Here is a 20,293-nt window from a genome sequence, read left to right as displayed (position 1 = left end):
GCCCCGGGGAACGGCTCTCTGCCGACAGCAGAGCGTCAGCGCCCGGTGGGGGGCGTGTACTTGTAGCCGACGCGCCGTACGGTCTGGATCGCCCGCCGGTGCTCGGCGCCCATCTTGCGGCGCAGCCGGGCGACGTGCACGTCCACGGTGCGGCCGTCGCCCACGTGCCCGTAGCCCCACACCGTGGTGACCAGGTGGTCACGGGAGTGCACCCGGTGCGGGTGCGCGACGAGGTGGGCCAGCAGCTCGAACTCCAGGTAGGTCAGGTCGAGTTCGCGCCCGTCCACGGAGGCGACGCGGCGCGCGGTGTCGATGCGGACGAGCGGGTCGCCGCCGGTGTCCTCCGCACCCCGGGGCGCGGCGCCGGGTACGGCCACGGGGCCGAGGGGCGGCTGACGGTCGGCGGGCACGAGCACCAGGTATCCGACCATCGGCGGCCGGCCGGGCAGGGCGGGCAGGGTGTGCTGGGGGGCGGGCAGCCAGGTGGCGCCCGGCGGCAGGAAGTCCCTGACGTCCACCACCTCGTCCCGGTCCACGGCCCGCAGCCGGTGCCGGGCCGCGGCGGACGGGGTGGGGGCGGGGGCGGTGAGGGGAGCGGGGGAGAGGGTACGAGAGGTCGCCATGAGAGGTCAGCTCTTTCGCGCGAGGAGTTCGTCGGGAGGGCGACGGCCGCGGACTCGTGCCCGGCCCGTCGGGGGACGTACGTCGTGCGCGTCGGCGGGGAGAGCCGGGGATTACGGCTTCAGCGGGCCGGCGCGTTCGTCGCGCGGCAACACACCCGGTCGAAGTCGTGGTGCTGACGTGAAGGCCAGAAGGGCTCGAGGTCGTGGCGACCCGTCGCTGCGTACTTCCGGAAGCTGGCCATGAGCCCATTGAAGCAGACGGTTCCCCGGCTCAGGGAGGCCCATCTCGCTGTGCGGACAACATGTCCGTATCCTGGCGCCTGTTGACGCCTCGTCGGGGCGCGACGGACGCCGAAGGGCGCCCGCCGGGAGGGGGGCGCCCTTCGTTCGCGAGGAGGCAGATCAGACCTGCCCGGCCTTCTCCAGCGCGCTGCAGCAGGTGTCCATCAGCAGGCGGGTCACCACGTACGGGTCGACGTTGGCGTTGGGACGGCGGTCCTCGATGTAGCCCTTGCCGTCCTTCTCGACCTGCCACGGGATGCGGACCGAGGCGCCGCGGTCGGCCACGCCGTACGAGTACTCGTTCCACGGCGCGGTCTCGTGCAGGCCGGTGAGGCGGTCGTCGATGCCGGCGCCGTAGTTCTTGACGTGGTCCATCGGCTTGGAGCCCTCGCCGAGCGACTCGCAGGCGGTGATGATCGCTTCGTAGCCCTCGCGCATCGCCCTGGTGGAGAAGTTGGTGTGCGCGCCCGCGCCGTTCCAGTCGCCCTTGACCGGCTTGGGGTCGAGGGTGGCGGAGATGTCGAAGTCCTCGGCGGTGCGGTAGAGCAGCCAGCGGGCCACCCAGAGCTGGTCGGAGACCTCCAGCGGGGAGAGCGGGCCGACCTGGAACTCCCACTGGCCGGGCATGACCTCGGCGTTGATGCCGGAGATGCCGAGGCCGGCCTTCAGGCAGTTCTCCAGGTGGGCCTCGACGACCTCGCGGCCGAAGATCTCGTCCGAGCCGACACCGCAGTAGTAGCCGCCCTGCGCGGCCGGGAAACCGCCCTCGGGGAAGCCGAGGGGGCGGGAGCCCTTGAAGAAGGTGTACTCCTGCTCGATGCCGAAGATCGGCTCCTGCGCGGCGAACCGCTCGGCCAGTCCGGCCAGTTCCGCACGGGTGTTGGAGGGGTGCGGCGTCAGGTCCGTGTCCAGGACCTCGCACAGCACCAGGACGTCGTCGCCGCCGCGGATCGGGTCGGGGCAGGAGAAGACCGGCCGGAGCACGCAGTCCGAGGAGCGGCCCTCGGCCTGGTTGGTGGAGGAGCCGTCGAAGCCCCACAGGGGAAGGGCGTCCAGACCGGCCGGGGCGCCCGTCATGACCTTCGTCTTGGAACGGAGCTTGGCCGTCGGCTCGGTGCCGTCGATCCAGATGTACTCAGCCTTGAAGGTCACGGGGCCACATCCTTCGGGTGGTTCTCGGCGCACTTGCGGGTGCTGCGGCGCTGCGGCACTGGACGCCGCGTCTACTGCCGTGCAGCCTGGCAACCGGCGATTTCCCGTCCGTTGCCCGTATGTGAACCCCGTGTTACCTGGGTGCGATGTGGGAAGGATCACCCCGCGTGTCCCGGTAGTGCCGGGTCCTGCCGCTCCCGCCGGGAACGGCAGGACCGTGGCCGCGGACCCGTGTCACAGCCCGCCGGCGGTGGGTCAGCCCGTGCCGGACCCGTCCCCGGCGTCCCCTCCGTCCTCGTACGCCACCACCTCGTCGTTGACGTACTGGAGCAGCCCCTCCGTCTGCCGGGTGAGCGCGGCCTCCCCGGTCTGCGCGCCGTCGCCCCACTGGCCGTTCGCGAAGACCACCGAGCGCACGGTCATCAGCCGCCGGAAGACGCCGGGCGAGCCGGGCGGCACCGTCGGCAGCCCCGCCCGGGGCGGCGGGTCGAGCGAGACGACCTGGTACGTCACCGGGTCCATCGACGCCATCCCGAACACGGAGGCGGCGTCCTCCACACGCGCGAAGCTCATCACCGTCACCGTCACCTGCGAACGCCGCTCGGCATCCGTGAACAGGGCGGCGGTGAGGCGCAGGCACCCCTCGCCCTGCTCGACCAGGGCCGCCAGCTCAGCCGAGGTGCCCCGGGCGCACTCGGTGGTCGTCGCCAGGTCCACGCGCTCGTACCGGGACCCGTCGGCCAGTCGCACCCGGGCCGTCGGGAAGGCCTGCTCGGGGCGGATCACCGGGCGGGCGAGCAGCGAGGGCAGCGCGGAGGGCGCGTCGGAGGGGAGCGTCACGGAGACGGAGGGGGCGGTGACGGCCGAGGCACTCGTCCCGGGGGCCGGCGCCGCCGTGTCCTCCTCGCCGCCGCCGGTGTACATCACGGCACCGGCGGCCACCGCCGCGACGAGTACCGCGCCGGTCGTCGCGGCCACCGCGAGGCGGGTGCGGCGGCGCCGGCGTATGCGGTCCTGCTCGGCCGCCCAGGCCGCCGCCGCGGCGTGGGGGTCGTACGCCCCGTACCGCATCCCTTGATCATCAGGAGTCATGGCGGCGCAGGGTAACAGCCGGGGCCGCCCCGAGTCGCGGCGCGCGACAATACGGTGCTCAGCGGGACAGAGCGTCCCGGACCGCCTCCTCGGAGCGGCCCACGACGGCCGTCCCGTCGTCCGCCGTGATGATCGGCCGCTGGATCAGCTTCGGGTGCCCGGCGAGCGCGCCGATCCAGCGGTCGCGTGACGCCTCGTCACGGGGCCAGTCCTGGACCCCGAGTTCCTTCGCCTCGGCCTCGCCGGTGCGGGTGATGTCCCACGGTTCGAGGCCGAGGCGGGTGAGGACCTCGCGGATCTCCTCCTCGCTCGGCACGTCCTCCAGATAGCGGCGGACGGTGTAGTCGGCGCCCTCGGCGTCGAGCAGGCTCACGGCGCTGCGGCACTTGGAACAGGCCGGGTTGATCCAGATCTCCATGCCGCACACGGTAGCCCGAGGGGGTGAGAACCCGTTCTCCCCGTGCGCCCCAGCAACCCCGAAAGCCCTTGTGGCCAGGGGCTTTTGTCAGTGGTGGGCGGTAAAATAGAAGCAGTGTTCGAGGGTGTCGCCGGGGTGTCCGGACGGCGCCCTCACCACGACAGGAGGATGTCCGTGCCCGCTGCCGCACTGAAGCAGAAGCCGTTGCCCACCCAGTCGACCGCAAAGCGCCCCGTCCTGCTCGACCTTCCGTACCAGCCCGTGGAGAAGCGTCCGCTGCCGGCGGGCCGCCCCCGCGAGTGGTACGTCTCGCACAACCGCCGGCTCAAGGCGATGCGGCTCGCCATCGCCCTTCTCGACTCCGGCGTCTACCTGCCGAACCAGGCCCGCAACGAGACGATACGCGGCGCCGCTGAGACGATCGGCGTCCACCCGCCGTCGGACACGACCTGCCACATGGTGCGGGCGCTGATGCGCTACACACGGTGACGGGGCGCCGGGTGCCGTCTCTCGTCGGTGCCCGGCGCCTGCGGTGCCGTCCTTCGGGGTGACGCCCCGGACCCTCTGCTCCGGCCCGAGGGTCTCAGGCGCACGCGCCGCGCCGGGTTCGCCGCCCGGCGCGGCTCACGCCGACAACTCCCTCTCCAGCGGCGTCCGGAAGCGCGGAGTGATCCGGGTCGAGCCCACCCAGGAGGCCAGCCGCTCCGCCTCCGCCGCGATCGCGGCCTCCGCGTCGCGCCCGGTCCCCTCGCCGGGCGGCACCCGCCAGACGATCTCCCCGTCGGGCCGCTGGGCCCAGCCGCCGACGACGCGGCCGTCCCACCACACCGTCGGCCCGACGTTGCCGCTGCGGTCGAACAGCAGCGGTCGCAGCCCGGGGGAGAGATGCCAGTCCCTCTGCCGCCAGCCCATCGCCGTCGGATCCAGGGCGGGCAGCAGCGCGGCCCACGGCTCGGCGGGCGCCGCCACCGGACCGGCGTCACCGGCGGCCACGTACCCCGTGCCCTCGTCCAGCGACACCTCCTGCGCGCCGACCGCGGCCAGCGCCCGGCGCACCTCCGTCACCCGCCACCCCGTCCACCACTTCAGGTCCTCCTCGGTGGCCGGCCCGCACGCCGCCAACCACCGGCCCAGCAGCTCCGCCTGCGCCCCGGCCGGGTCCAGCTCGGGATGCGCGGGCGCCGGTGCCCAGCGGAACTGCCCGGACGTCCACGACCCCAGCGGTCTGCCCCGTACGACCCTGCCCTCCGTCCCCAGCACCTTCAGCAGCCGGGTGGAGACGGTGTGCACGCCCTCGTAGCTCTTCCCGGCCGCGTACACGAACCGCTCCTTCAGCCGCGGCTCGTCACGGGCCAGTTCGGCCGCCGTCGCCTGACCGCGCCGGGCCAGCGCCGCCAGCGCCGACTCCTCGACCTCCGCCAGCCATGCCGCGTCCGGCGCCCCCGCCGCCGCCATGTCCCTGAGCAGCGCGGCCCGCTCCCGGGCGGCGACCACGACTCCGGTCGACGCGTGCACCACGGCCGTCAGCTCCGCCGGGAACACGAACACGGTGTGCCGCATCCCGTGCATCCGCACCAGCGACCCGTCCTCGTACAGCGCCCGCTCCGTCACGCCCACCGTCTTCGCCGGGTCCGCGAGCCGCGCGCCGACGGCCAGGAACACCGTCGAGGGGTCCGTGCCGTGCAGCGCGACCAGCGACGAGGCGACCTCCTCGGGGCTCCCCGCCCGCGCCCCTCCCGCCAGCCGCTGCCGCAGCGCCAGCCGGGCCCGCCGCTCCGCCACCCCGATGTGCCGCCGTCCGTCACCCATACCGGCCTCCGCCCGCCCGTCGCGTCTCGGTACGGCCATCCTGCCCGAGGCCACTGACAGCGCGCGCCCGCGCCGGTCACAGTCCCGGCGCGCCCCACACGGGGAACCAGCGCCCCAGGTCGCCCTCGACGGGCAGCTCGTCGGCGAGCACCGCCCGGATCCGCAGCTCCAGCGCGTTGTCCCGCCGCTGCCGGTCACCGGGCAGCGGGGCGAACGGGTAGAAGGTGCCCCGCTTGTAGAGGTAGACGAGCGCGAGCCGCCGTTCCTCGTCGTCACGGAAACCGGCCAGGGAGCACAGAAGCTGCGGCCCGAAGCCGTTGACCTCCATCGAGCTGTTCACCGCGTGCAGATCGTTCACGAGCTGCGGCAACTGGTCGGGGGAGCGGTGCGAGACGAGCCAGGAATAGCCGTACGCGTCATGGCTCAGCTCCACCGGGATCCGGCCGGCGTCCGCGTCGAGCAGGGCCCTGACCTCGCGGTGCGTCTGCTCGAAGGCCGCGCCCTCCACCGTGGCGAAGCACACCGCCCCCTGCCCGGTCGGCGTGAAACCGGCCGCCGCCTGGAGGCCCACCGCCGCCGAGGGGAGCGCGAAGAGCCGGTCCAGGTCGGGCGCGACGGGCTTCGTGCGGCCGAGCAGGATGTCCAGCAGACCCATGGGCTCAGATCTTCCCGGGCGTCGCCGCCTCACCCAGCTCCGCGGAGATCCGGCCGAGCTGGGCGACCCGCTCCTCCAGGCTGGGGTGCGTGGCGAAGAACCGGCTGAGACCGGGCTCGGCGCCGAAGGCGGGGGTGAAGTAGAAGGCGTTGAAGGCCTGGGCCGTGCGCAGGTCCTTGGTCGGGATGCGGGCGATGTCGCCGGTCACCTTGGTCAGCGCCGCCGCCAGCGCCGAGGGACGGCCGGTGAGCAGCGCGGCGGCGCGGTCGGCGGCCAGCTCCCGGTACCGGGACAGCGCCCGGATCAGCAGGAAGCTCAGCGTGTACACCGCCGCCGAGACGCCCATCACGGCCGCGAACACGATCAGGGTGTTCTGGTCGCGCCGTCCGCCGCCGAAGAGCTCCGAGTAGAAGGCGAACCGCACGATCAGGCCCGCGATCACCCCGAGGAACGACGCGACCGTGATGACCGCGACGTCCTTGTGGGCTACGTGCGACAGCTCGTGCGCGAGCACGCCCTCCAGCTCGGCGGGCTCCAGCCGCCGCAGCAGCCCGGTGGTCACGCAGACGACCGCGTGGTCCGGATTCCGCCCGGTGGCGAACGCGTTCGGCATCTCCATGTCCGACACCGCGACCACCGGCTTCGGCATGTCGGCCATCGCCGACAGCCGGTCGACCACCCCGTGCAGCCCCGGGTACTCGTCCGGCTCCACGACCCGCCCGCGCATCGCGAACAGCGCGACCCGGTCGGAGAACCAGTACTGCGCCCCGAAGATCAGGGCCACGATCACCACGACCAGGATCCACGACTTCAGCAGCGCGACCAGGGCCGCGACGAACCCCACGTACAGCAGACCGAGCAGGAAGAGCGTGATCCCCATGCGGAAGGTCAGCCGCCGGTCGCTCCGGAAGCGGCTCTGCATCTCCATCACCCCGCAGTCGCGCACCCGTCCCGATGTCCAGTGTGCACCCGCGGACGGCGAACGGAACGCTGCGGAAACCCTCTAGTAGGGCGCCCGGAAGTTGATGTATCCGAGCAGGACGACCACCGCGGCCACGCAGCCGAGGACCACCGCCGTGGACACCCACGACGACCGGCGCCGGGAGCCGGTGTGCTCGGGATCGGCGCGGAAGGGGACCGGTCCGGGAGGGTTCTCCTTCCAGCGCGCGGCGAGCATCCGGGCCCGCGCCGAGGGCTCCTTGTGCGCGGCACCGTCCGCCCACTTCAGATCGAACTCGCGCTCCTCGTCGTCCCGCTCGGACATCCCCGTACGCTCCCCGTCCCCGACTCGAACACCTGTCTAGGTACCCCATGATCCCGCCCCGGCGCCGCGCTGTGAAGCTTTCCGGCCAACGGCAGCGCCCCCGCCCCCTGCGGACAGGGGACGGGGGCGCTGCACGGACTGGCACGGATCACACGTCGAAGTACATCTCGAACTCGTGCGGGTGCGGACGGAGCTGCAGCGGGGCGATCTCGTTCGCGCGCTTGAAGTCGATCCACGTCTCGATCAGGTCCGGGGTGAACACGTCGCCCTGGAGCAGGAACTCGTGGTCGGCCTCCAGGCGGTCGAGGACGGCGCCGAGCGAGGTCGGGACCTGCGCGACGTTCGCGTGCTCCTCGGGGGCCAGCTCGTAGAGGTCCTTGTCGATCGGCTCGGCCGGCTCGATCTTGTTCTTGATGCCGTCGAGGCCGGCCAGCAGCAGCGCGGAGAAGGCCAGGTACGGGTTGCCGGAGGCGTCCGGGGCGCGGAACTCGACGCGCTTGGCCTTCGGGTTGGAGCCCGTGATCGGGATGCGCATCGCGGCGGAGCGGTTGCGCTGCGAGTACACCAGGTTCACCGGAGCCTCGAAACCCGGAACCAGGCGGTGGTACGAGTTCACCGTCGGGTTGGTGAAGGCCAGCAGCGACGGGGCGTGCTTGAGGATGCCGCCGATGTAGTAACGGGCGGTGTCCGACAGGCCCGCGTAGCCCTGCTCGTCGTAGAACAGCGGCTCGCCGCCCGCCCACAGCGACTGGTGGACGTGCATGCCCGAACCGTTGTCGCCGAAGATCGGCTTCGGCATGAAGGTCGCCGTCTTGCCGTTCCGCCAGGCCACGTTCTTCACGATGTACTTGAAGAGCATGAGGTCGTCGGCCGCGGCCAGCAGCGTGTTGAACTTGTAGTTGATCTCGGCCTGGCCGGCGGTGCCCACCTCGTGGTGCAGGCGCTCGAGCTGGAGGCCGGACCGCTGCAGCTCCAGGGACATCTCGGCGCGCAGGTCGGCGAAGTGGTCGACCGGCGGGACCGGGAAGTAGCCGCCCTTGTAGCGGACCTTGTAGCCGCGGTTGTCCTCCAGGGCACCGGTGTTCCAGGCGCCGGCCTCGGAGTCGATGTGGTAGAAGGCCTCGTTCTCGCGGGTGGCGAAGCGCACCGAGTCGAAGACGTAGAACTCCGCCTCGGGGCCGAAGTACGCCGTGTCGGCGATGCCGGTGGAGGCGAGGTAGGCCTCGGCCTTCTTCGCCACGTTGCGCGGGTCACGGGAGTACTGCTCGCCCGTGATCGGGTCGTGGATGAAGAAGTTGATGTTGAGCGTCTTGTCCCGGCGGAAGGGGTCGATGCGCGCGGTGGACAGGTCGGGGCGCAGGGCCATGTCCGACTCGTGGATGGCCTGGAAACCGCGGATGGAGGACCCGTCGAAGGCCTGCTCGTCGTCGGGGTCGAACGCCTCGGCGGGCAACGTGAAGTGCTGCATGACGCCGGGAAGGTCGCAGAACCGGACGTCGACGAACTTGACGTCCTCGTCCGCGATGTACTTCTTGGCCTCGTCGGCGTTCTGGAACATCCAGCTCCTCCTACTCCCGACCGTCCCGCCGGGGTGGTAGATCGTTCGTGCGGCCAGTGCGGGTGGCACACGCGCTTCCCCGACCCTAGGGACGCGGGATTTCTCGGGCGTGACCCATGTGTTTCGCAGAAGTTAACCGGCTTTGTTCCAGCCTATGCCTCATCCGGACCCGTCACACCCCCTGCCGCGCACCCCTGTGTCCCTGGGACAAAGAGGGGCGCAGTACCGTGGACGGGTGGACAACAGGGAAGCAATCGGATCGTGGCTCTCCGGGCCGCGCGCGGCCATCGAGGGCGCCGGCGGGGACCTCGGCTACCGGGGTGAACAACTCGGTCTGCCCGAGCAGGGGCCGGGCTCCATCGCCCGCCCGGGCCGGCGGCTCGGCGCACTGGCCGTCGACTGGGCCCTGTGCTCCCTGATCGCCTACGGCCTGATCACGGGCAGCTACGGCCAGTCGGTCGGCAACTGGGCGCTGCTGATCTTCTTCGTGCTCAGCGTCCTGACCGTCGGCACCGTCGGCTTCACTCCCGGCAAGCGCCTGTTCGGCCTGCGGGTGGTCGAGCTGTCCACCGGCCGCGTCAGCCCGGCGCGCGCCCTGCTGCGCTCGGTCCTGCTCTGCCTCGCGCTCCCGGCGCTGATCTGGGACCGCGACGGCCGCGGACTGCACGACCGGCTGGCGCGCACCGTGGAGGTCCGCATCTAGGCGCCGAGGCGGTTTCCGGACCGGTACGGCGATGGGGGCGCCCGGAGTGATCCGGGCGCCCCCATCGCCGTACCGGCGTCGTGGAGTCGTTGCGGCTCAGCGCCGCGGGTTGCCGCCCTTCGGCATCCGCATGCCCTTGGGCATCGGGCCCTTGGGGAGCGGCATGTTGCTCATCAGGTCGCCCAGGGCGCGCAGCCGGTCGTTGGTCGCGGTGACCTGCGGGCCGGTCAGGACGCGCGGCAGCTTGAGCATCGTGGTGCGCAGCTTCTTCAGCTCGACCTGGCCCTCGCCGGTGCCCACGATCAGGTCGTGGACGGGGACGTCGGCGACGATCCGGTTCATCTTCTTCTTCTCGGCCGCGAGCAGGGACTTCACCCGGTTCGGGTTGCCCTCGGCGACCAGCACGATGCCGGCCTTGCCGACCGCGCGGTGCACCACGTCCTGGCTGCGGTTCATCGCCACCGCGGGCGTCGTCGTCCAGCCCCGGCCGACGTTGTCCAGCACCGCAGCGGCGGCGCCCGGCTGGCCCTCCATCTGCCCGAAGGCCGCCCGCTCGGCCCGGCGCCCGAAGACGATCGCCGTCGCGAGGAAGGCGAGCAGCAGGCCCAGGATGCCGAGATAGATGGGGTGACCGACCAGGAAACCGATCGCGAGGAGGACACCGAAGACGACGATGCCGACACCCGCGAGCACAAGACCGATCTTCTTGTCGGCCTTGCGGGTCATCTTGTAGGTCAGAGCGATCTGCTTCAGTCGCCCGGGGTTCGCAGCGTCCGCTGCAGGTTCCTTCCTCGCCATGCCGTGAAGTCTACGTGCCCCGCGGGGCGCGGACGACGGCAGTGCCCGGCGCCGCCGGACGGGGGAGGTCAGCGGTGTCCGGCGACGGCCTGCTGCTGCCAGAGCCGCTCGGTCTCGATCCGTTCCTCGGCCCTGCGGCGGTCCTCCAGGACGGAGGTCCAGGCGTTGCGCCGGGCGGTGCGCTGGCCGCTGCCCATCAGCAGCGACTCGACGGCCCGCAGGGCCGTGGTGAACGACGGGATGGCGGTGGCGCGGACGGGCGCGGCCTGCATCGTGGAGGTCCCCCCTCGGTACGGAGCCGGGTACGGGTGTACGTGGCGTGATTCCAGGGTCACTGATTGGTGTTACCAGGGCGTGACCCGCCGGTCAAACGCACATGAACCGGTGGCGCGGCGGCCCGGAACAGCACCGCGGCCCCGACCGGTGTCCTCATCTGCGAGGACGGTCGGGGCCGCGGTTCACCGGCCACTACTGCCGAGTAGTGTCTTGTGCGCGAATTCACACGCTGCCCGCCGCCCGCCGGGGCGCGGCGGCGGACGGAGCGTCAGACGGCCTGGCCGGCGACGACCGTGTCGCGCTTCTCGACGGCCATCCGGTAAAGCCGCCCGGCGCGGTACGAGGAGCGCACCAGCGGGCCGGACATCACGCCGGAGAAGCCGATCTGCTCGGCCTCCTCCTTCAGCTCCACGAACTCCTGCGGCTTGACCCAGCGCTCCACCGGGTGGTGGCGCACGGACGGGCGCAGGTACTGCGTGATGGTGATCAGCTCGCAGCCCGCCTCGTGGAGCTGCTTCAGCGCCTCGCTGACCTCCTCACGGGTCTCGCCCATGCCGAGGATCAGGTTCGACTTCGTGACCAGACCGTAGTCGCGGGCGTCGGTGATGACCTTCAGGGAGCGCTCGTAGCGGAAGCCGGGGCGGATCCGCTTGAAGATCCGCGGGACCGTCTCGACGTTGTGCGCGAAGACCTCGGGGCGGGAGTCGAAGACCTCGCGCAGCAGCTCCGGCACCGCGTTGAAGTCGGGGGCCAGCAACTCGACCTTGGTGCGGCCCTCGGCCCGCCCGGCCGTCTGCTGGTGGATCTGTCGCACCGTCTCGGCGTACAGCCAGGCGCCGCCGTCGGGCAGGTCGTCGCGGGCCACGCCGGTGATGGTGGCGTAGTTCAGGTCCATGGTGACCACGGACTCGCCCACCCGGCGCGGCTCGTCGCGGTCCAGCGCCTCGGGCTTGCCCGTGTCGATCTGGCAGAAGTCGCAGCGCCGGGTGCACTGGTCGCCGCCGATGAGGAAGGTCGCCTCGCGGTCCTCCCAGCACTCGTAGATGTTCGGGCAGCCGGCTTCCTGGCAGACGGTGTGCAGGCCCTCGCTCTTCACGAGGTTCTGCATCTTCGTGTACTCGGGGCCCATTTTCGCCCGGGTCTTGATCCACTCGGGCTTGCGCTCGATGGGGGTCTGGCTGTTGCGGACCTCCAGGCGCAGCATCTTGCGTCCGTCGGGTGCGACTGCGGACACGACCGGCTCCCTAGCAATTGATTCTTCGGCGACCTTCAGGGTACGCCCGTGGATTTGATGCCCGGCGAGCGCCGGACGGGCCGGGCTCAGGCCGGCGTCTTCTCGATCACCCTCGGCTTCGGCTCGGCGTTCCCGAGGACGTCCCGCAGATGGCGCTCCACCACGGGCAGGACCTCGTCGATGGTGACGTCACGGCCGAGTTCGCCCGCGAGGGAGGAGACGCCCGCGTCGCGGATGCCGCACGGGATGATGCGGTCGAACCACTTGTTGTCGGGGTTCACGTTCAGGGAGAAGCCGTGCATCGTGACGCCCTTGGCGACGCGGATGCCGATGGCCGCGATCTTGCGGTCCTCGCGGCGCTGGCCCGCGTTGGACGGGGCGTACTCGGGTCCGTTCAGCCGCGGGTCGAACTCCTCGTCGGTCAGCCGCGGGTCGAAGTCCAGGGAGAGCCCGCCGAGCGCGGGGCGCCGCTCCACCGGGTCGCCCAGCACCCAGACCCCGCTGCGGCCCTCGACCCGGGTGGTCTCGACGCCGAACTCCGCGCAGGTGCGGATCAGGGCCTCCTCCAGGCGGCGCACATGGGCGACGACGTCGACCGGGCGCGGGAGCTTCTGGATCGGGTAGCCCACGAGCTGGCCCGGACCGTGCCAGGTGATCTTGCCGCCGCGGTCCACGTCGATGACCGGCGTGCCGTCGAGGGGCCGCTCGTCGTCGGCGGTGCGCCGGCCCGCGGTGTAGACCGGCGGGTGCTCGAGGAGCAGCACGGTGTCGGGCACCTCGTCGGCGAACCGAGCGGCGTGTACCCGGCGCTGCTCGTCCCACGCCTCCTGGTACTCGACGCGCTCGGCACCGAACCCCATTCGGATGAACCGCAGCTCACTCACGGCAAGTGCCTCCCTGGAACGTCGTAAGGCACGCAACGTGCCCACGCCACTGTACGACCGGCCTCGGGACCGCGGCCGGGGGGCCGTTCCCGTCAGCTCGACAAGCAATCCTCACACGATCGGATGAATGCCTGTCGAAGTGTGCGACCGACTGCTTACTCAGCGCTACATTCGCGCCGTCCACGAGGCCATAAGGGCTGCTCACAGGCGCTCCGGGACATCGATCGCCCGGAAGGCAGGAGACCGCACCGCACCATGACGGAACGACCCGCGCAGCGCACCCCCAACCGTCAGCTCGCCGCACTCATCGCCGAAGCGGGGTTCTCCAACGCGGGTCTCGCACGTCGCGTCGACCAGCTCGGACTCGAACACGGCCTCGACCTGAGATACGACAAGACGTCCGTCACCCGCTGGCTGCGCGGCCAGCAGCCCCGCGGCACCACCCCCGCCCTGATCGCCGAGGTGTTCACCCGGCGCCTGGGCCGCCGCCTCACCGCCCAGGACCTCGGCCTGGACGCCTGCGCGCCGGTCTACGCGGGCCTGGAGTTCGCCGCCACCCCGGAGGAGGCCGTCGACATCGTGGGCGGGCTGTGGCGCAAGGACTCCGGCAGCCACGCCGAGCTGCGCAAGATCGCCTTCACCCCGGCCGGCCTCGTCGTGCCCAGCCGGGACTGGCTGATCGGCCGCGCCGACGAGAAGGTGGCCCGCGCCGAGGTGCCCGTCCGCATCCCCGCCCAGGGGCGCCCCGCCTCGCCCCGCCCGGTGCCGCCCGCCCCCGTGCGCCGGCGGGTGCCGGCCGAGCGCGGGCCGGGCCAGAAGGTCACCGGCGGCGACCTCGCCGCGCTCCGCTCGGTCGGCGAGCTGTTCCGCAGCCTGGACGACCGGTACGGCGGCGGCCATGCCCGCCAGGCCCTCGTGCGCTACCTGGAGCACGAGCTGGAGCCGATGCTGCGCGGCACCTACGACGAGCAGACCGGCCGCCGGCTCTTCGCCGCCGCGGCCGACCTCACCCGGCTCGCCGGCTGGACGTCGTACGACATCGGCGCGCACGGCCTCGCCCAGCGCTACTTCGTGCAGGCGCTGCGGCTCGCGCAGGCGGCCGGCGACCGGGCCTACGGCGCGTACGTGCTGGTCACGATGAGCCGCCAAGCCGTCTACCTCGGGCACGGGCGCGAGGCCGTGCAGCTCGCCCGCGTCGCCCAGCAGGGCGCCGGTACCTCCGTGCCACCGGTCGTGCAGACGCTGCTGCACGCCGCCGAGGCGCGGGCGCACGCCCTGCTCGGCGAGGTGCGGGCCTGCACCGCCGCCCTGGTGCGGGCCGAGCGCAGCCTGGAGTCCGCCCGGCCGGGCGACGAGGTGCCGCACTGGGCGCGCTTCTTCGACGAGGCGCAGCTCGCCGACGAGTTCGGGCACTGCCACCGCGACCTCCAGCAGTTCCGCGCCGCCGCCCAGCACGCCGAACGCTCGCTGCAACTGCGCGCCCCCGCCTACGCCCGCAGCCGCCTGTTCTGCCGAGTCGTGCTCGCCACCGCCCGCCTCGGGCTCGGCGAGCTCGACCAGGCGTGCCGGCTCGCCGCCGAGGCGGCCGGGCAGGCGGCCGAGATGCGGTCGGTGCGGGCGGCGGAGTACGTCCGCGACTTCGAGCGTCGCCTGGAGCCGTACCGCGACGCGGCCCCGGTGCGCGGCTACCGGGACAAGGTGGCGGCCCTGGGCTGAGCGCAGGCAGGCCCTAGGCGGCGCTCGCGGCCGGGAGCGGCTCGGCCGTGTGCATCGGCCGCCCCGCCCCCAGGTCCGCCAGGATCGCCGCCGAGGCCCGCTCGGCCGAGTGCAGCGCGCCCTGGACGGTGCTGGTGTCCCGGTGGTCGCCGCACACGTACAGGCCGGCCAGCAGCCGCACCGGGCGGTGGGGATCGTGCGGCGGGCGCATCGCGGGCACCGCCTCGGCCGCGTGGTGCACGGCGAGCGTCTCCCAGCGGGCGGTCGACGTGCCGTAGAGGCGGGACAGGTGGATGCGTACGGCCGCGTCGACGTCGGACGGCACCGGCCCGAGGACCGTCGACGAGACCAGGGCCCGCCCGGCCGGCGCGCGCGACGGGTCCACCCGGCTGACCACCGCGGTGTGGGCGACCGGACCGCCGCGGTCCGCGTCGAGCAGCAGGGACGCGCCGGTCGCCGGCGGATCGTCGGTCGTGTGGTGCACGACCGTCACCGGATGGAAGTCGGGCACCCGCAGGCCGGGCAGCAGCTCGGCGGCGGCGCGGGCGTCGGTCGCCACCAGGACGGCCCGGCAGCGGATCACGCCGTGCTCGGCGGTGGTCACGGAGTTGGTGGCGACCGAGGTGACCCGGACGCCGGTGTGCACGGTGCCCGGGGGCAGCGACCGGGCCAGCATCTCCGGCACCGCCTCGGCGCCCCCCGCGGGCAGCACCGGCCGCCCGCCGGCGAAGGCGCGCAGCGCGAGGTCGGCGCACCGGCTGGAGGTCGTGAGGTCCGGATCGCACAGCAGCGCGGCCAGCAGCGGGCGCAGGAAGCCGTCGATCGTGCGCGGCGGCAGCCCGCGGGCCGCCAGCGCCTCGGCGGCGGGCAGCTCCGGGCGGGCCAGCAGCCGCTCCACGGGCGTGTGCGCGAGGCGGGTCAGCGCCGCGCCGAGCCGGGCCTGGTCCACGGCGGTGCCGAGCGGGGCGCCCGTCCGGGGCCGGGCGACGGCCACGGTCCCGCCGGGCGCCAGTGGAGCGGGAACCGTACGCCGGGGCGCGGGAACCGCGCGGGGGGCGCTCGCCAGGGCGCGTACGGCATGGAGTGCGCCCCGTGCGCTCCTCGCGCCCCGGGTGCCCGCCGGGACGCCCGCGCGATGGCGGCGCCCCTCGCTGTGCAGCAGCACCCCGGGCGCGTACGGCAGCAGCACCGGGCCGTCCAGCCCCGGGGCGAGGTGAGGTCCGGGATACGCCGCGGACAGAAGCCGCCCGATACGGTCGAGCCGGAAACCGTCGACCTTCTCGGTCGCCATCCGGCCGCCCACGCCATGGGCGGCCTCCAGGACCGTGGTCGTCACTCCTTGGCTGGTCAGCCGATGCGCCGCGGCCAGGCCGGCGACCCCGGCCCCCACGACGACGACGTCCGCCTGGTACGCGGGCTCAAGCACGTGCCCCTCCTCAGGGTTGCGCGGCCGCTGGAGACGTCATGCCCCCAACCCGCTTGAGGGATACCCGGGTTCGCATCGAGGTTAGGGCCAGGAACGGTCGACGGGAGTCGCACGGAGGCAGGGCACGGTCGCACGGCGGTCGCATTTCGCTGGAGTACGGCGGTCAAACGGTCACACGGGGCGCCGGCCCGGTCTCACAGAGCCGCTCGGATCGCCCCGTCGATCTCCGGGAACGCGAAGGCGAACCCCGACTCCAGCAGCCGCGCCGGCAGCACCCGGGCACTGCCCAGGACGTCACCGGCCATCTCGCCCAGCGCGGCCCGCAGCACCGGCGCCGGCACCGCGAACGGCGTCGGCCGGCGCAGCACCCGCCCCATGGCCGCGGTGACCTCACGGTTCGTCACCGGGTGCGGGGCGGTGAGGTTGAACGGGCCGGACAGGTCCTGGCGTTCCATCAGGTGCCGGATCGCGGCGACCTCGTCGTGCAGCGCCACGAACGACCAGTACTGCGACCCGTCGCCCAGCCGTCCGCCGAGACCCGCCCGGAACAGCGGGAACAACCGCCCCCAGGCACCGCCGCCCGACGCGACGACCAGCCCGGTGCGGGCGAACACCGTCCGCACCCCCGCCTCCCGCGCCGGCTCCGCCGCGGCCTCCCACTCCACGCACACCGACGGCAGGAATCCCTCGCCCGCGGGCGCGCTCTCGTCCACCGCCCTCGTGCCGGTCTCGCCGTAGAAGCCGATCGCGCTGCCGTTGACGAAGACCCGCGGCGGGCGCTCCAGCGAGGCGACGGCCCCGGCGAGCGCCGCCGTGCCGTGCACCCGGCTGCCGCGGATCCGGGCCTTGTACGCGTCCGTCCAGCGGTGGTCGCCCACCCCCGCGCCGGCCAGGTTGACCACGGCGTCGCATCCCTCGAGGCCAGCCGCGTCCACGCGCCCGGCCTCCGGATCCCACCGGATCTCGTCCGCGCCCCGCGGCGCGTGCCGCACCAGACGCACCACCTCGTGCCCGTCCGCGGTCAGCGACCGCACCAGTGCCGCGCCGATCAGCCCGGACGCGCCGGCCACCGCCACGCGGGAACGTTGCCTGTCCATGCGCCCCATCCTGCCCGGTGCCGGGGAAAAACCACTGCTCGCGCCGCGCGGTCGCGTCGTACAGTGACCGCCATGCCTGTCGCGCACATACGCCCCGCCGGACCCGAGGACGAGGAGCCGCTGCGCCGCCTCGACCGGGAGACCTGGTCCTACCAGCACGCCGTTTCGCCCCGCCCGGGCCCGGACGACCCCTTCTTCACCGAGCGCGCGGGCCCCGAGGACCACCTCGTCGCCGAACTCGACGGCGCCGTCGTCGGCTACGTCCGCCTCGGCTTCCCGACGCCCCTGGCCTCCAACCGCCACGTGCGCCAGATCCGCGGCCTCGCCGTCGCCGAGGCGGCACGCGGGGCCGGTGCCGGCCGCGCCCTGGTCCGCGCCGCCGTCGAGGAGGCCCGCCGCCTGGGCGCCCGGCGCATCACGCTGCGCGTGCTCGGCCACAACACGGCCGCCCGCAAGCTCTACGAGTCCGAGGGCTTCACCGTCGAGGGCGTGCAGCCGGAGGAGTTCTGCCTCGACGGCCAATACGTCGACGACGTGATGATGGGACGGCCGCTGACCGGGCCGGCCTGAGCGCGGGGAAGGGCCCGGCGCGGTTCCACCGGCCGGCAGCGCACACGTCGCGGCCGGACCGGATCCGGCGGACAGTGGGTCCATGCGTGTCTTCCGAGGAACGCGCGGCGCCCGGGGCCGGCCTGCGGAGCGCATGCCACGCGGCGTCCGGGTGCTGCTCGGCTGCCTGCCCGGCCTCGCCGCCGTCGCCGCGCTGCCGCTGTGCGCGAGCGGCGTGGAGCGGGCCGTCGAGGCGAACGCCCGGGTGGCCGCCCCCGCAGCCGCCCGGTACACCGCCCCGCGGCCGGACATCGTGCCCCGTACGGCCTGGCTGGGCGACGAGGCCCGCCCGCAGCCCGCGCCGCGCTACGACGACGAGGTCACCGCCGTCTTCGTCCACCACACCGACACCCCGAACGGCTACGACTGCGCCGACGTCCCGGCCATCCTGCGCGGGGTCTACCTGGGCCAGACCGGCGCCCGGGACTGGGACGACATCGGCTACAACTTCGTCGTCGACCGCTGCGGCACCATCTACGAGGGCCGCGCCGGCGGCATCGACCGCCCCGTCACGGGCGCCCACACCCAGGGCTTCAACCACCGCACCACCGGCATCGCCGCCCTCGGCACCTACACCGCCGGGGTCCCCGTGCCGGACGCGCTGACCGACGCCATCGCCGCGCTGGCCGCGTGGAAACTGGGCCCGGCCGGCACCGACCCGCGCGGCAGGGTCCGGCTGGTCTCCAGCAACGGCCTCAGCCGCTACGCCGCGGGCACCACCGCCTCCCTGCCCGCCGTCGCGGGGCACGGCGAGGGCTACGAGACCAGTTGCCCCGGCAAGGCCCTCACCGCCCGCCTCCCGGACATCAGGGAACTGGCGGCCCGGCTCCAGGGCAGGCCCGACGCCGCCTGAACGGACGGGGCCCGTCAGTCCGGCCCGAAGCGCTCCCACAGCCGGGGCAGGCGCTGGGCGAGGGCCCGGTCGTCCTCCAGGTCGAGCGGGGTGCCCAGTGGCTCCGTGGGCGCGGGGGCGATGCCGAGGTCCGGGGCGACGGTGCCGGTGAGCTGCTCGTATGCCTCGTCGGCCGCGTAGCCGAGTTCCTCGCCGTCGCCGTCCAGGTCCTCGTCGAAGTCGTCCAGCAGCTCGGCCAGCGCGTCGGGCTCGTGCACCGCGCCCTCGTACACCTCGCGGCCCTGGCCGATCAGCCAGCACCGGAAGTAGTCGAAGGCGTCGTCGCTGACGCCGCCGAGCAGGATCCACGCGGCGGCCCACAGGTCCCAGGTGAAGGCGCGGTTGTAGCGGGCCTCGAAGTGGCGCGCGAAGTCCAGGACGAGATCCGGGTCCCGTTCGAGCAGCCGCTCCACGAGCAGATCGGCCTGGTCCTCGGGATCACCGTCGGCATCCCGGCGGGTGGAGTCGATCAGCTCCCAGAACTCCGTCTCGTCCATCACGCGTCCAGCATCGGCCCTGCGAGTGCCGCACGCACGCGGAGGGAACGGTTCCCCCGCACCCGTCCCGAAAACCCCCGTCCACGATCCGGCCCCCCACCGCCGAACACGGCCCGGGGCCACCGGCCGCCCGCGGCACCGGCATCGACACACGCTCCGGTCACCGGTAACCGGTCACCGGCACCGGCGAGCACGGCCCGGCCGCCGGCCTCCGGCACCGATACACGGTCCGGCCACCGGCCGACCGGCCTCCGTCGCCGGCACACGTCCGGCCTCCCGCGCCCCCGCGTCAGTCCCCCTCCGGATACAGCCCCGCCAGTCGCCGGGCGTCCCGGGCGAAGTGTTCGCGCAGGGACGCCGGCGCGAGGACCTCCGCCTCGGGGCCGAGGCCGCGCAACTGGGCGTGCGCGACCTCCTCGCTCTCCACCGGCACCGTCACCGTCACCCAGCCGTCCGCGTCCGGCGGCCCTGCGGCTGCCAGGGCCTCACGGGCGGCCGGCGCGTCGACGGCGTGCGGCAGCGCGCGCACCCCCCGCGGGGACAGCCGCACCACCACCTCGGACCGCAGCAGCGAGCGGGCGAACTGCTCGGCCCGCTCCGCCCAGAACGCTGGCAGGTCGAACTCCCCGTCCCGGACGAACCGCTCCTCGCCCGCCTCCACCGCAGTGAACCGGTCGATCCGGTACACCCGGAACGAGCCGCCGTCCGGCACCCGCGCGCACAGGTACCAGGTCCCCGCCTTCAGCACGAGCCCGTACGGCTCCAGCTCCCGGACGACCTCGTCCCGGGAGCGCCGGTACCGCGCGGTCAGCCGCCGGTCGTCCCACACCGCGTCCGCGACCGCCGGCAGCAGCGCGGGCGTCTCGGGCTCCCGGAACCAGCTCGGCGCGTCCAGATGGAACCGCTGCGCCGCCGTACGGGAGGCGTCCCGCAGCGAGGGCAGCAGCGCCGCCGACACCTTCAGCCGGGCCGCCGACGCCGCGTCCTCCAGCCCCATCTCGCGCAACGCCCCCGGCACGCCGGACAGGAACAGCGCCTCGGCCTCGCTGCGCGCCAGCCCGGTCAGCCGCGTCCGGTAGCCGCCGATCAGCCGGTACCCGCCGGCCCGCCCGCGCTCCGCGTACACCGGCACGCCCGCCTCGGACAGCGCCTGCGCGTCCCGCGTGACGGTCCGCTCGGACACCTCCAGCTCCTCGGCCAGCTCGGCGGCGGTCATCGACGGGCGGGACTGGAGCAGCAGCACCATCTTGATCAGCCGGGCAGCACGCATGCCCACATCATGCAGGAGGCCCCCGCCGCGGCGGGGGC

The 20,293-nt window shown here is 73.5% G+C and carries 22 protein-coding genes; 5 read left to right on the top strand and 17 right to left on the bottom strand.

Features of this window, described 5'->3' with window-relative positions; translation table 11 throughout:
* Nucleotides 1-35: 35 nt before the first annotated feature.
* The 4 genes from ACH499_RS02075 to ACH499_RS02060 form a co-directional block, all read right to left on the bottom strand.
* A complete protein-coding gene (locus ACH499_RS02075) occupies nt 36-623 on the bottom strand; it encodes a winged helix-turn-helix domain-containing protein (protein WP_356197351.1) in 588 nt (195 codons plus the stop codon).
* 402 nt (nt 624-1,025) lie between these two features.
* On the bottom strand, nt 1,026-2,057 hold the full coding sequence (gene glnII, locus ACH499_RS02070; RefSeq protein WP_356197353.1) for a glutamine synthetase: 1,032 nt from the start codon (nt 2,055-2,057) through the stop codon (nt 1,026-1,028).
* Between the two features lie 255 nt (nt 2,058-2,312).
* Nucleotides 2,313-3,149: a hypothetical protein gene (locus ACH499_RS02065; protein ID WP_399013273.1), complete on the bottom strand. Its 837-nt coding sequence runs from the start codon at nt 3,147-3,149 to the stop codon at nt 2,313-2,315.
* 58 nt (nt 3,150-3,207) lie between these two features.
* Nucleotides 3,208-3,567: an arsenate reductase family protein gene (locus tag ACH499_RS02060; protein ID WP_399013271.1), complete on the bottom strand. Its 360-nt coding sequence runs from the start codon at nt 3,565-3,567 to the stop codon at nt 3,208-3,210.
* A 174-nt stretch (nt 3,568-3,741) separates the two neighbouring features.
* On the opposite strand from ACH499_RS02060, the gene ACH499_RS02055 reads away from it, so the two are divergent.
* Nucleotides 3,742-4,056 carry a hypothetical protein gene (locus ACH499_RS02055; protein WP_356197360.1) on the top strand — a complete coding sequence of 105 codons (315 nt, stop codon included), beginning with the start codon at nt 3,742-3,744 and terminating at the stop codon, nt 4,054-4,056.
* A 135-nt stretch (nt 4,057-4,191) separates the two neighbouring features.
* Here ACH499_RS02055 and ACH499_RS02050 read toward each other — a convergent pair whose 3' ends face one another.
* The 5 genes from ACH499_RS02050 to glnA all read right to left on the bottom strand — a co-directional run bounded on the left by ACH499_RS02050 (nt 4,192) and on the right by glnA (nt 8,853).
* Nucleotides 4,192-5,376 carry a winged helix DNA-binding domain-containing protein gene (locus ACH499_RS02050; protein WP_399013269.1) on the bottom strand — a complete coding sequence of 395 codons (1,185 nt, stop codon included), beginning with the start codon at nt 5,374-5,376 and terminating at the stop codon, nt 4,192-4,194.
* A 76-nt stretch (nt 5,377-5,452) separates the two neighbouring features.
* Nucleotides 5,453-6,031, bottom strand: a complete 579-nt coding sequence (locus ACH499_RS02045) for a hypothetical protein (protein ID WP_356197365.1) — start codon at nt 6,029-6,031, stop codon at nt 5,453-5,455.
* 4 nt (nt 6,032-6,035) lie between these two features.
* Nucleotides 6,036-6,953 carry a zinc metalloprotease HtpX gene (htpX, locus tag ACH499_RS02040; RefSeq protein ID WP_399013803.1) on the bottom strand — a complete coding sequence of 306 codons (918 nt, stop codon included), beginning with the start codon at nt 6,951-6,953 and terminating at the stop codon, nt 6,036-6,038.
* 81 nt (nt 6,954-7,034) lie between these two features.
* The gene (locus tag ACH499_RS02035) at nt 7,035-7,295 is read right to left on the bottom strand and encodes a hypothetical protein (RefSeq protein WP_356197367.1); all 261 of its coding nucleotides are present in this window, start codon (nt 7,293-7,295) and stop codon (nt 7,035-7,037) included.
* Nucleotides 7,296-7,443: 148 nt separating this feature from the next.
* Nucleotides 7,444-8,853 (bottom strand): type I glutamate--ammonia ligase, encoded by a 1,410-nt coding sequence (gene glnA, locus ACH499_RS02030; RefSeq protein WP_356197369.1) that lies wholly within the window; start codon nt 8,851-8,853, stop codon nt 7,444-7,446.
* A 235-nt stretch (nt 8,854-9,088) separates the two neighbouring features.
* On the opposite strand from glnA, the gene ACH499_RS02025 reads away from it, so the two are divergent.
* Nucleotides 9,089-9,556 carry an RDD family protein gene (locus tag ACH499_RS02025; protein ID WP_356197370.1) on the top strand — a complete coding sequence of 156 codons (468 nt, stop codon included), beginning with the start codon at nt 9,089-9,091 and terminating at the stop codon, nt 9,554-9,556.
* Between the two features lie 96 nt (nt 9,557-9,652).
* Here ACH499_RS02025 and ACH499_RS02020 read toward each other — a convergent pair whose 3' ends face one another.
* The 4 genes from ACH499_RS02020 to lipB form a co-directional block, all read right to left on the bottom strand.
* Nucleotides 9,653-10,354, bottom strand: a complete 702-nt coding sequence (locus ACH499_RS02020; protein ID WP_356197373.1) for a DUF4191 domain-containing protein — start codon at nt 10,352-10,354, stop codon at nt 9,653-9,655.
* A gap of 68 nt (nt 10,355-10,422) precedes the next feature.
* A complete protein-coding gene (locus tag ACH499_RS02015) occupies nt 10,423-10,626 on the bottom strand; it encodes a hypothetical protein (RefSeq protein WP_356197375.1) in 204 nt (67 codons plus the stop codon).
* 272 nt (nt 10,627-10,898) lie between these two features.
* Nucleotides 10,899-11,864 carry a lipoyl synthase gene (lipA, locus tag ACH499_RS02010; RefSeq protein ID WP_356197376.1) on the bottom strand — a complete coding sequence of 322 codons (966 nt, stop codon included), beginning with the start codon at nt 11,862-11,864 and terminating at the stop codon, nt 10,899-10,901.
* A gap of 86 nt (nt 11,865-11,950) precedes the next feature.
* Nucleotides 11,951-12,784, bottom strand: coding sequence for a lipoyl(octanoyl) transferase LipB (gene lipB / locus ACH499_RS02005; RefSeq protein ID WP_356197469.1), 834 nt, complete (start codon nt 12,782-12,784; stop codon nt 11,951-11,953).
* Nucleotides 12,785-13,003: 219 nt separating this feature from the next.
* Between lipB and ACH499_RS02000 the strand changes: the two genes are divergently transcribed.
* Nucleotides 13,004-14,464, top strand: a complete 1,461-nt coding sequence (locus ACH499_RS02000) for a regulator (protein ID WP_399013264.1) — start codon at nt 13,004-13,006, stop codon at nt 14,462-14,464.
* Nucleotides 14,465-14,477: 13 nt separating this feature from the next.
* Here the strand turns inward: ACH499_RS02000 and ACH499_RS01995 are convergent, their stop codons facing one another.
* Together ACH499_RS01995 and ACH499_RS01990 are read right to left on the bottom strand one after the other, a co-directional pair.
* The gene (locus ACH499_RS01995) at nt 14,478-15,890 is read right to left on the bottom strand and encodes an NAD(P)/FAD-dependent oxidoreductase (protein ID WP_399013262.1); all 1,413 of its coding nucleotides are present in this window, start codon (nt 15,888-15,890) and stop codon (nt 14,478-14,480) included.
* A 194-nt stretch (nt 15,891-16,084) separates the two neighbouring features.
* Nucleotides 16,085-16,996, bottom strand: coding sequence for a TIGR01777 family oxidoreductase (locus ACH499_RS01990; protein WP_399013259.1), 912 nt, complete (start codon nt 16,994-16,996; stop codon nt 16,085-16,087).
* 63 nt (nt 16,997-17,059) lie between these two features.
* On the opposite strand from ACH499_RS01990, the gene ACH499_RS01985 reads away from it, so the two are divergent.
* Together ACH499_RS01985 and ACH499_RS01980 are read left to right on the top strand one after the other, a co-directional pair.
* Entirely contained in the window at nt 17,060-17,557 is a 498-nt protein-coding gene (locus tag ACH499_RS01985; RefSeq protein WP_356197382.1) for a GNAT family N-acetyltransferase, read from the top strand.
* Nucleotides 17,558-17,690: 133 nt separating this feature from the next.
* Nucleotides 17,691-18,449, top strand: a complete 759-nt coding sequence (locus ACH499_RS01980) for a peptidoglycan recognition protein (protein WP_399013257.1) — start codon at nt 17,691-17,693, stop codon at nt 18,447-18,449.
* A 14-nt stretch (nt 18,450-18,463) separates the two neighbouring features.
* On the opposite strand, the gene ACH499_RS01975 is transcribed toward ACH499_RS01980, so the two are convergent.
* Together ACH499_RS01975 and ACH499_RS01970 are read right to left on the bottom strand one after the other, a co-directional pair.
* A complete protein-coding gene (locus ACH499_RS01975) occupies nt 18,464-18,985 on the bottom strand; it encodes a DUF4240 domain-containing protein (RefSeq protein ID WP_356197471.1) in 522 nt (173 codons plus the stop codon).
* Nucleotides 18,986-19,274: 289 nt separating this feature from the next.
* Nucleotides 19,275-20,255 (bottom strand): helix-turn-helix transcriptional regulator, encoded by a 981-nt coding sequence (locus tag ACH499_RS01970; RefSeq protein WP_399013254.1) that lies wholly within the window; start codon nt 20,253-20,255, stop codon nt 19,275-19,277.
* Nucleotides 20,256-20,293: the final 38 nt, after the last annotated feature.

The sequence above is a fragment of the Streptomyces sp. NPDC018947 genome (genome assembly GCF_044390505.1).
Lineage (GTDB): Bacteria > Actinomycetota > Actinomycetes > Streptomycetales > Streptomycetaceae > Streptomyces.
This window is presented reverse-complemented; position numbering and strand designations above follow the sequence as displayed.

Excerpts from the sequence above, each read along its gene's own strand:
- ACH499_RS02075 (WP_356197351.1), bottom strand. The coding sequence starts at position 623 with ATGGCGACCTCTCGTACCCTCTCCCCCGCTCCCCTCACCGCCCCCGCC.
- ACH499_RS02065 (WP_399013273.1), bottom strand. The coding sequence starts at position 3,149 with ATGACTCCTGATGATCAAGGGATGCGGTACGGGGCGTACGACCCCCAC.
- ACH499_RS02060 (WP_399013271.1), bottom strand. The coding sequence starts at position 3,567 with ATGGAGATCTGGATCAACCCGGCCTGTTCCAAGTGCCGCAGCGCCGTG.
- ACH499_RS02050 (WP_399013269.1), bottom strand. The coding sequence starts at position 5,376 with ATGGGTGACGGACGGCGGCACATCGGGGTGGCGGAGCGGCGGGCCCGG.
- ACH499_RS02045 (WP_356197365.1), bottom strand. The coding sequence starts at position 6,031 with ATGGGTCTGCTGGACATCCTGCTCGGCCGCACGAAGCCCGTCGCGCCC.
- htpX (WP_399013803.1), bottom strand. The coding sequence starts at position 6,953 with ATGCAGAGCCGCTTCCGGAGCGACCGGCGGCTGACCTTCCGCATGGGG.
- ACH499_RS02035 (WP_356197367.1), bottom strand. The coding sequence starts at position 7,295 with ATGTCCGAGCGGGACGACGAGGAGCGCGAGTTCGATCTGAAGTGGGCG.
- glnA (WP_356197369.1), bottom strand. The coding sequence starts at position 8,853 with ATGTTCCAGAACGCCGACGAGGCCAAGAAGTACATCGCGGACGAGGAC.
- ACH499_RS02020 (WP_356197373.1), bottom strand. The coding sequence starts at position 10,354 with ATGGCGAGGAAGGAACCTGCAGCGGACGCTGCGAACCCCGGGCGACTG.
- ACH499_RS02015 (WP_356197375.1), bottom strand. The coding sequence starts at position 10,626 with ATGCAGGCCGCGCCCGTCCGCGCCACCGCCATCCCGTCGTTCACCACG.
- ACH499_RS02000 (WP_399013264.1), top strand. The coding sequence starts at position 13,004 with ATGACGGAACGACCCGCGCAGCGCACCCCCAACCGTCAGCTCGCCGCA.
- ACH499_RS01990 (WP_399013259.1), bottom strand. The coding sequence starts at position 16,996 with ATGGGGCGCATGGACAGGCAACGTTCCCGCGTGGCGGTGGCCGGCGCG.
- ACH499_RS01985 (WP_356197382.1), top strand. The coding sequence starts at position 17,060 with ATGCCTGTCGCGCACATACGCCCCGCCGGACCCGAGGACGAGGAGCCG.
- ACH499_RS01980 (WP_399013257.1), top strand. The coding sequence starts at position 17,691 with ATGCCACGCGGCGTCCGGGTGCTGCTCGGCTGCCTGCCCGGCCTCGCC.
- ACH499_RS01975 (WP_356197471.1), bottom strand. The coding sequence starts at position 18,985 with ATGGACGAGACGGAGTTCTGGGAGCTGATCGACTCCACCCGCCGGGAT.
- ACH499_RS01970 (WP_399013254.1), bottom strand. The coding sequence starts at position 20,255 with ATGCGTGCTGCCCGGCTGATCAAGATGGTGCTGCTGCTCCAGTCCCGC.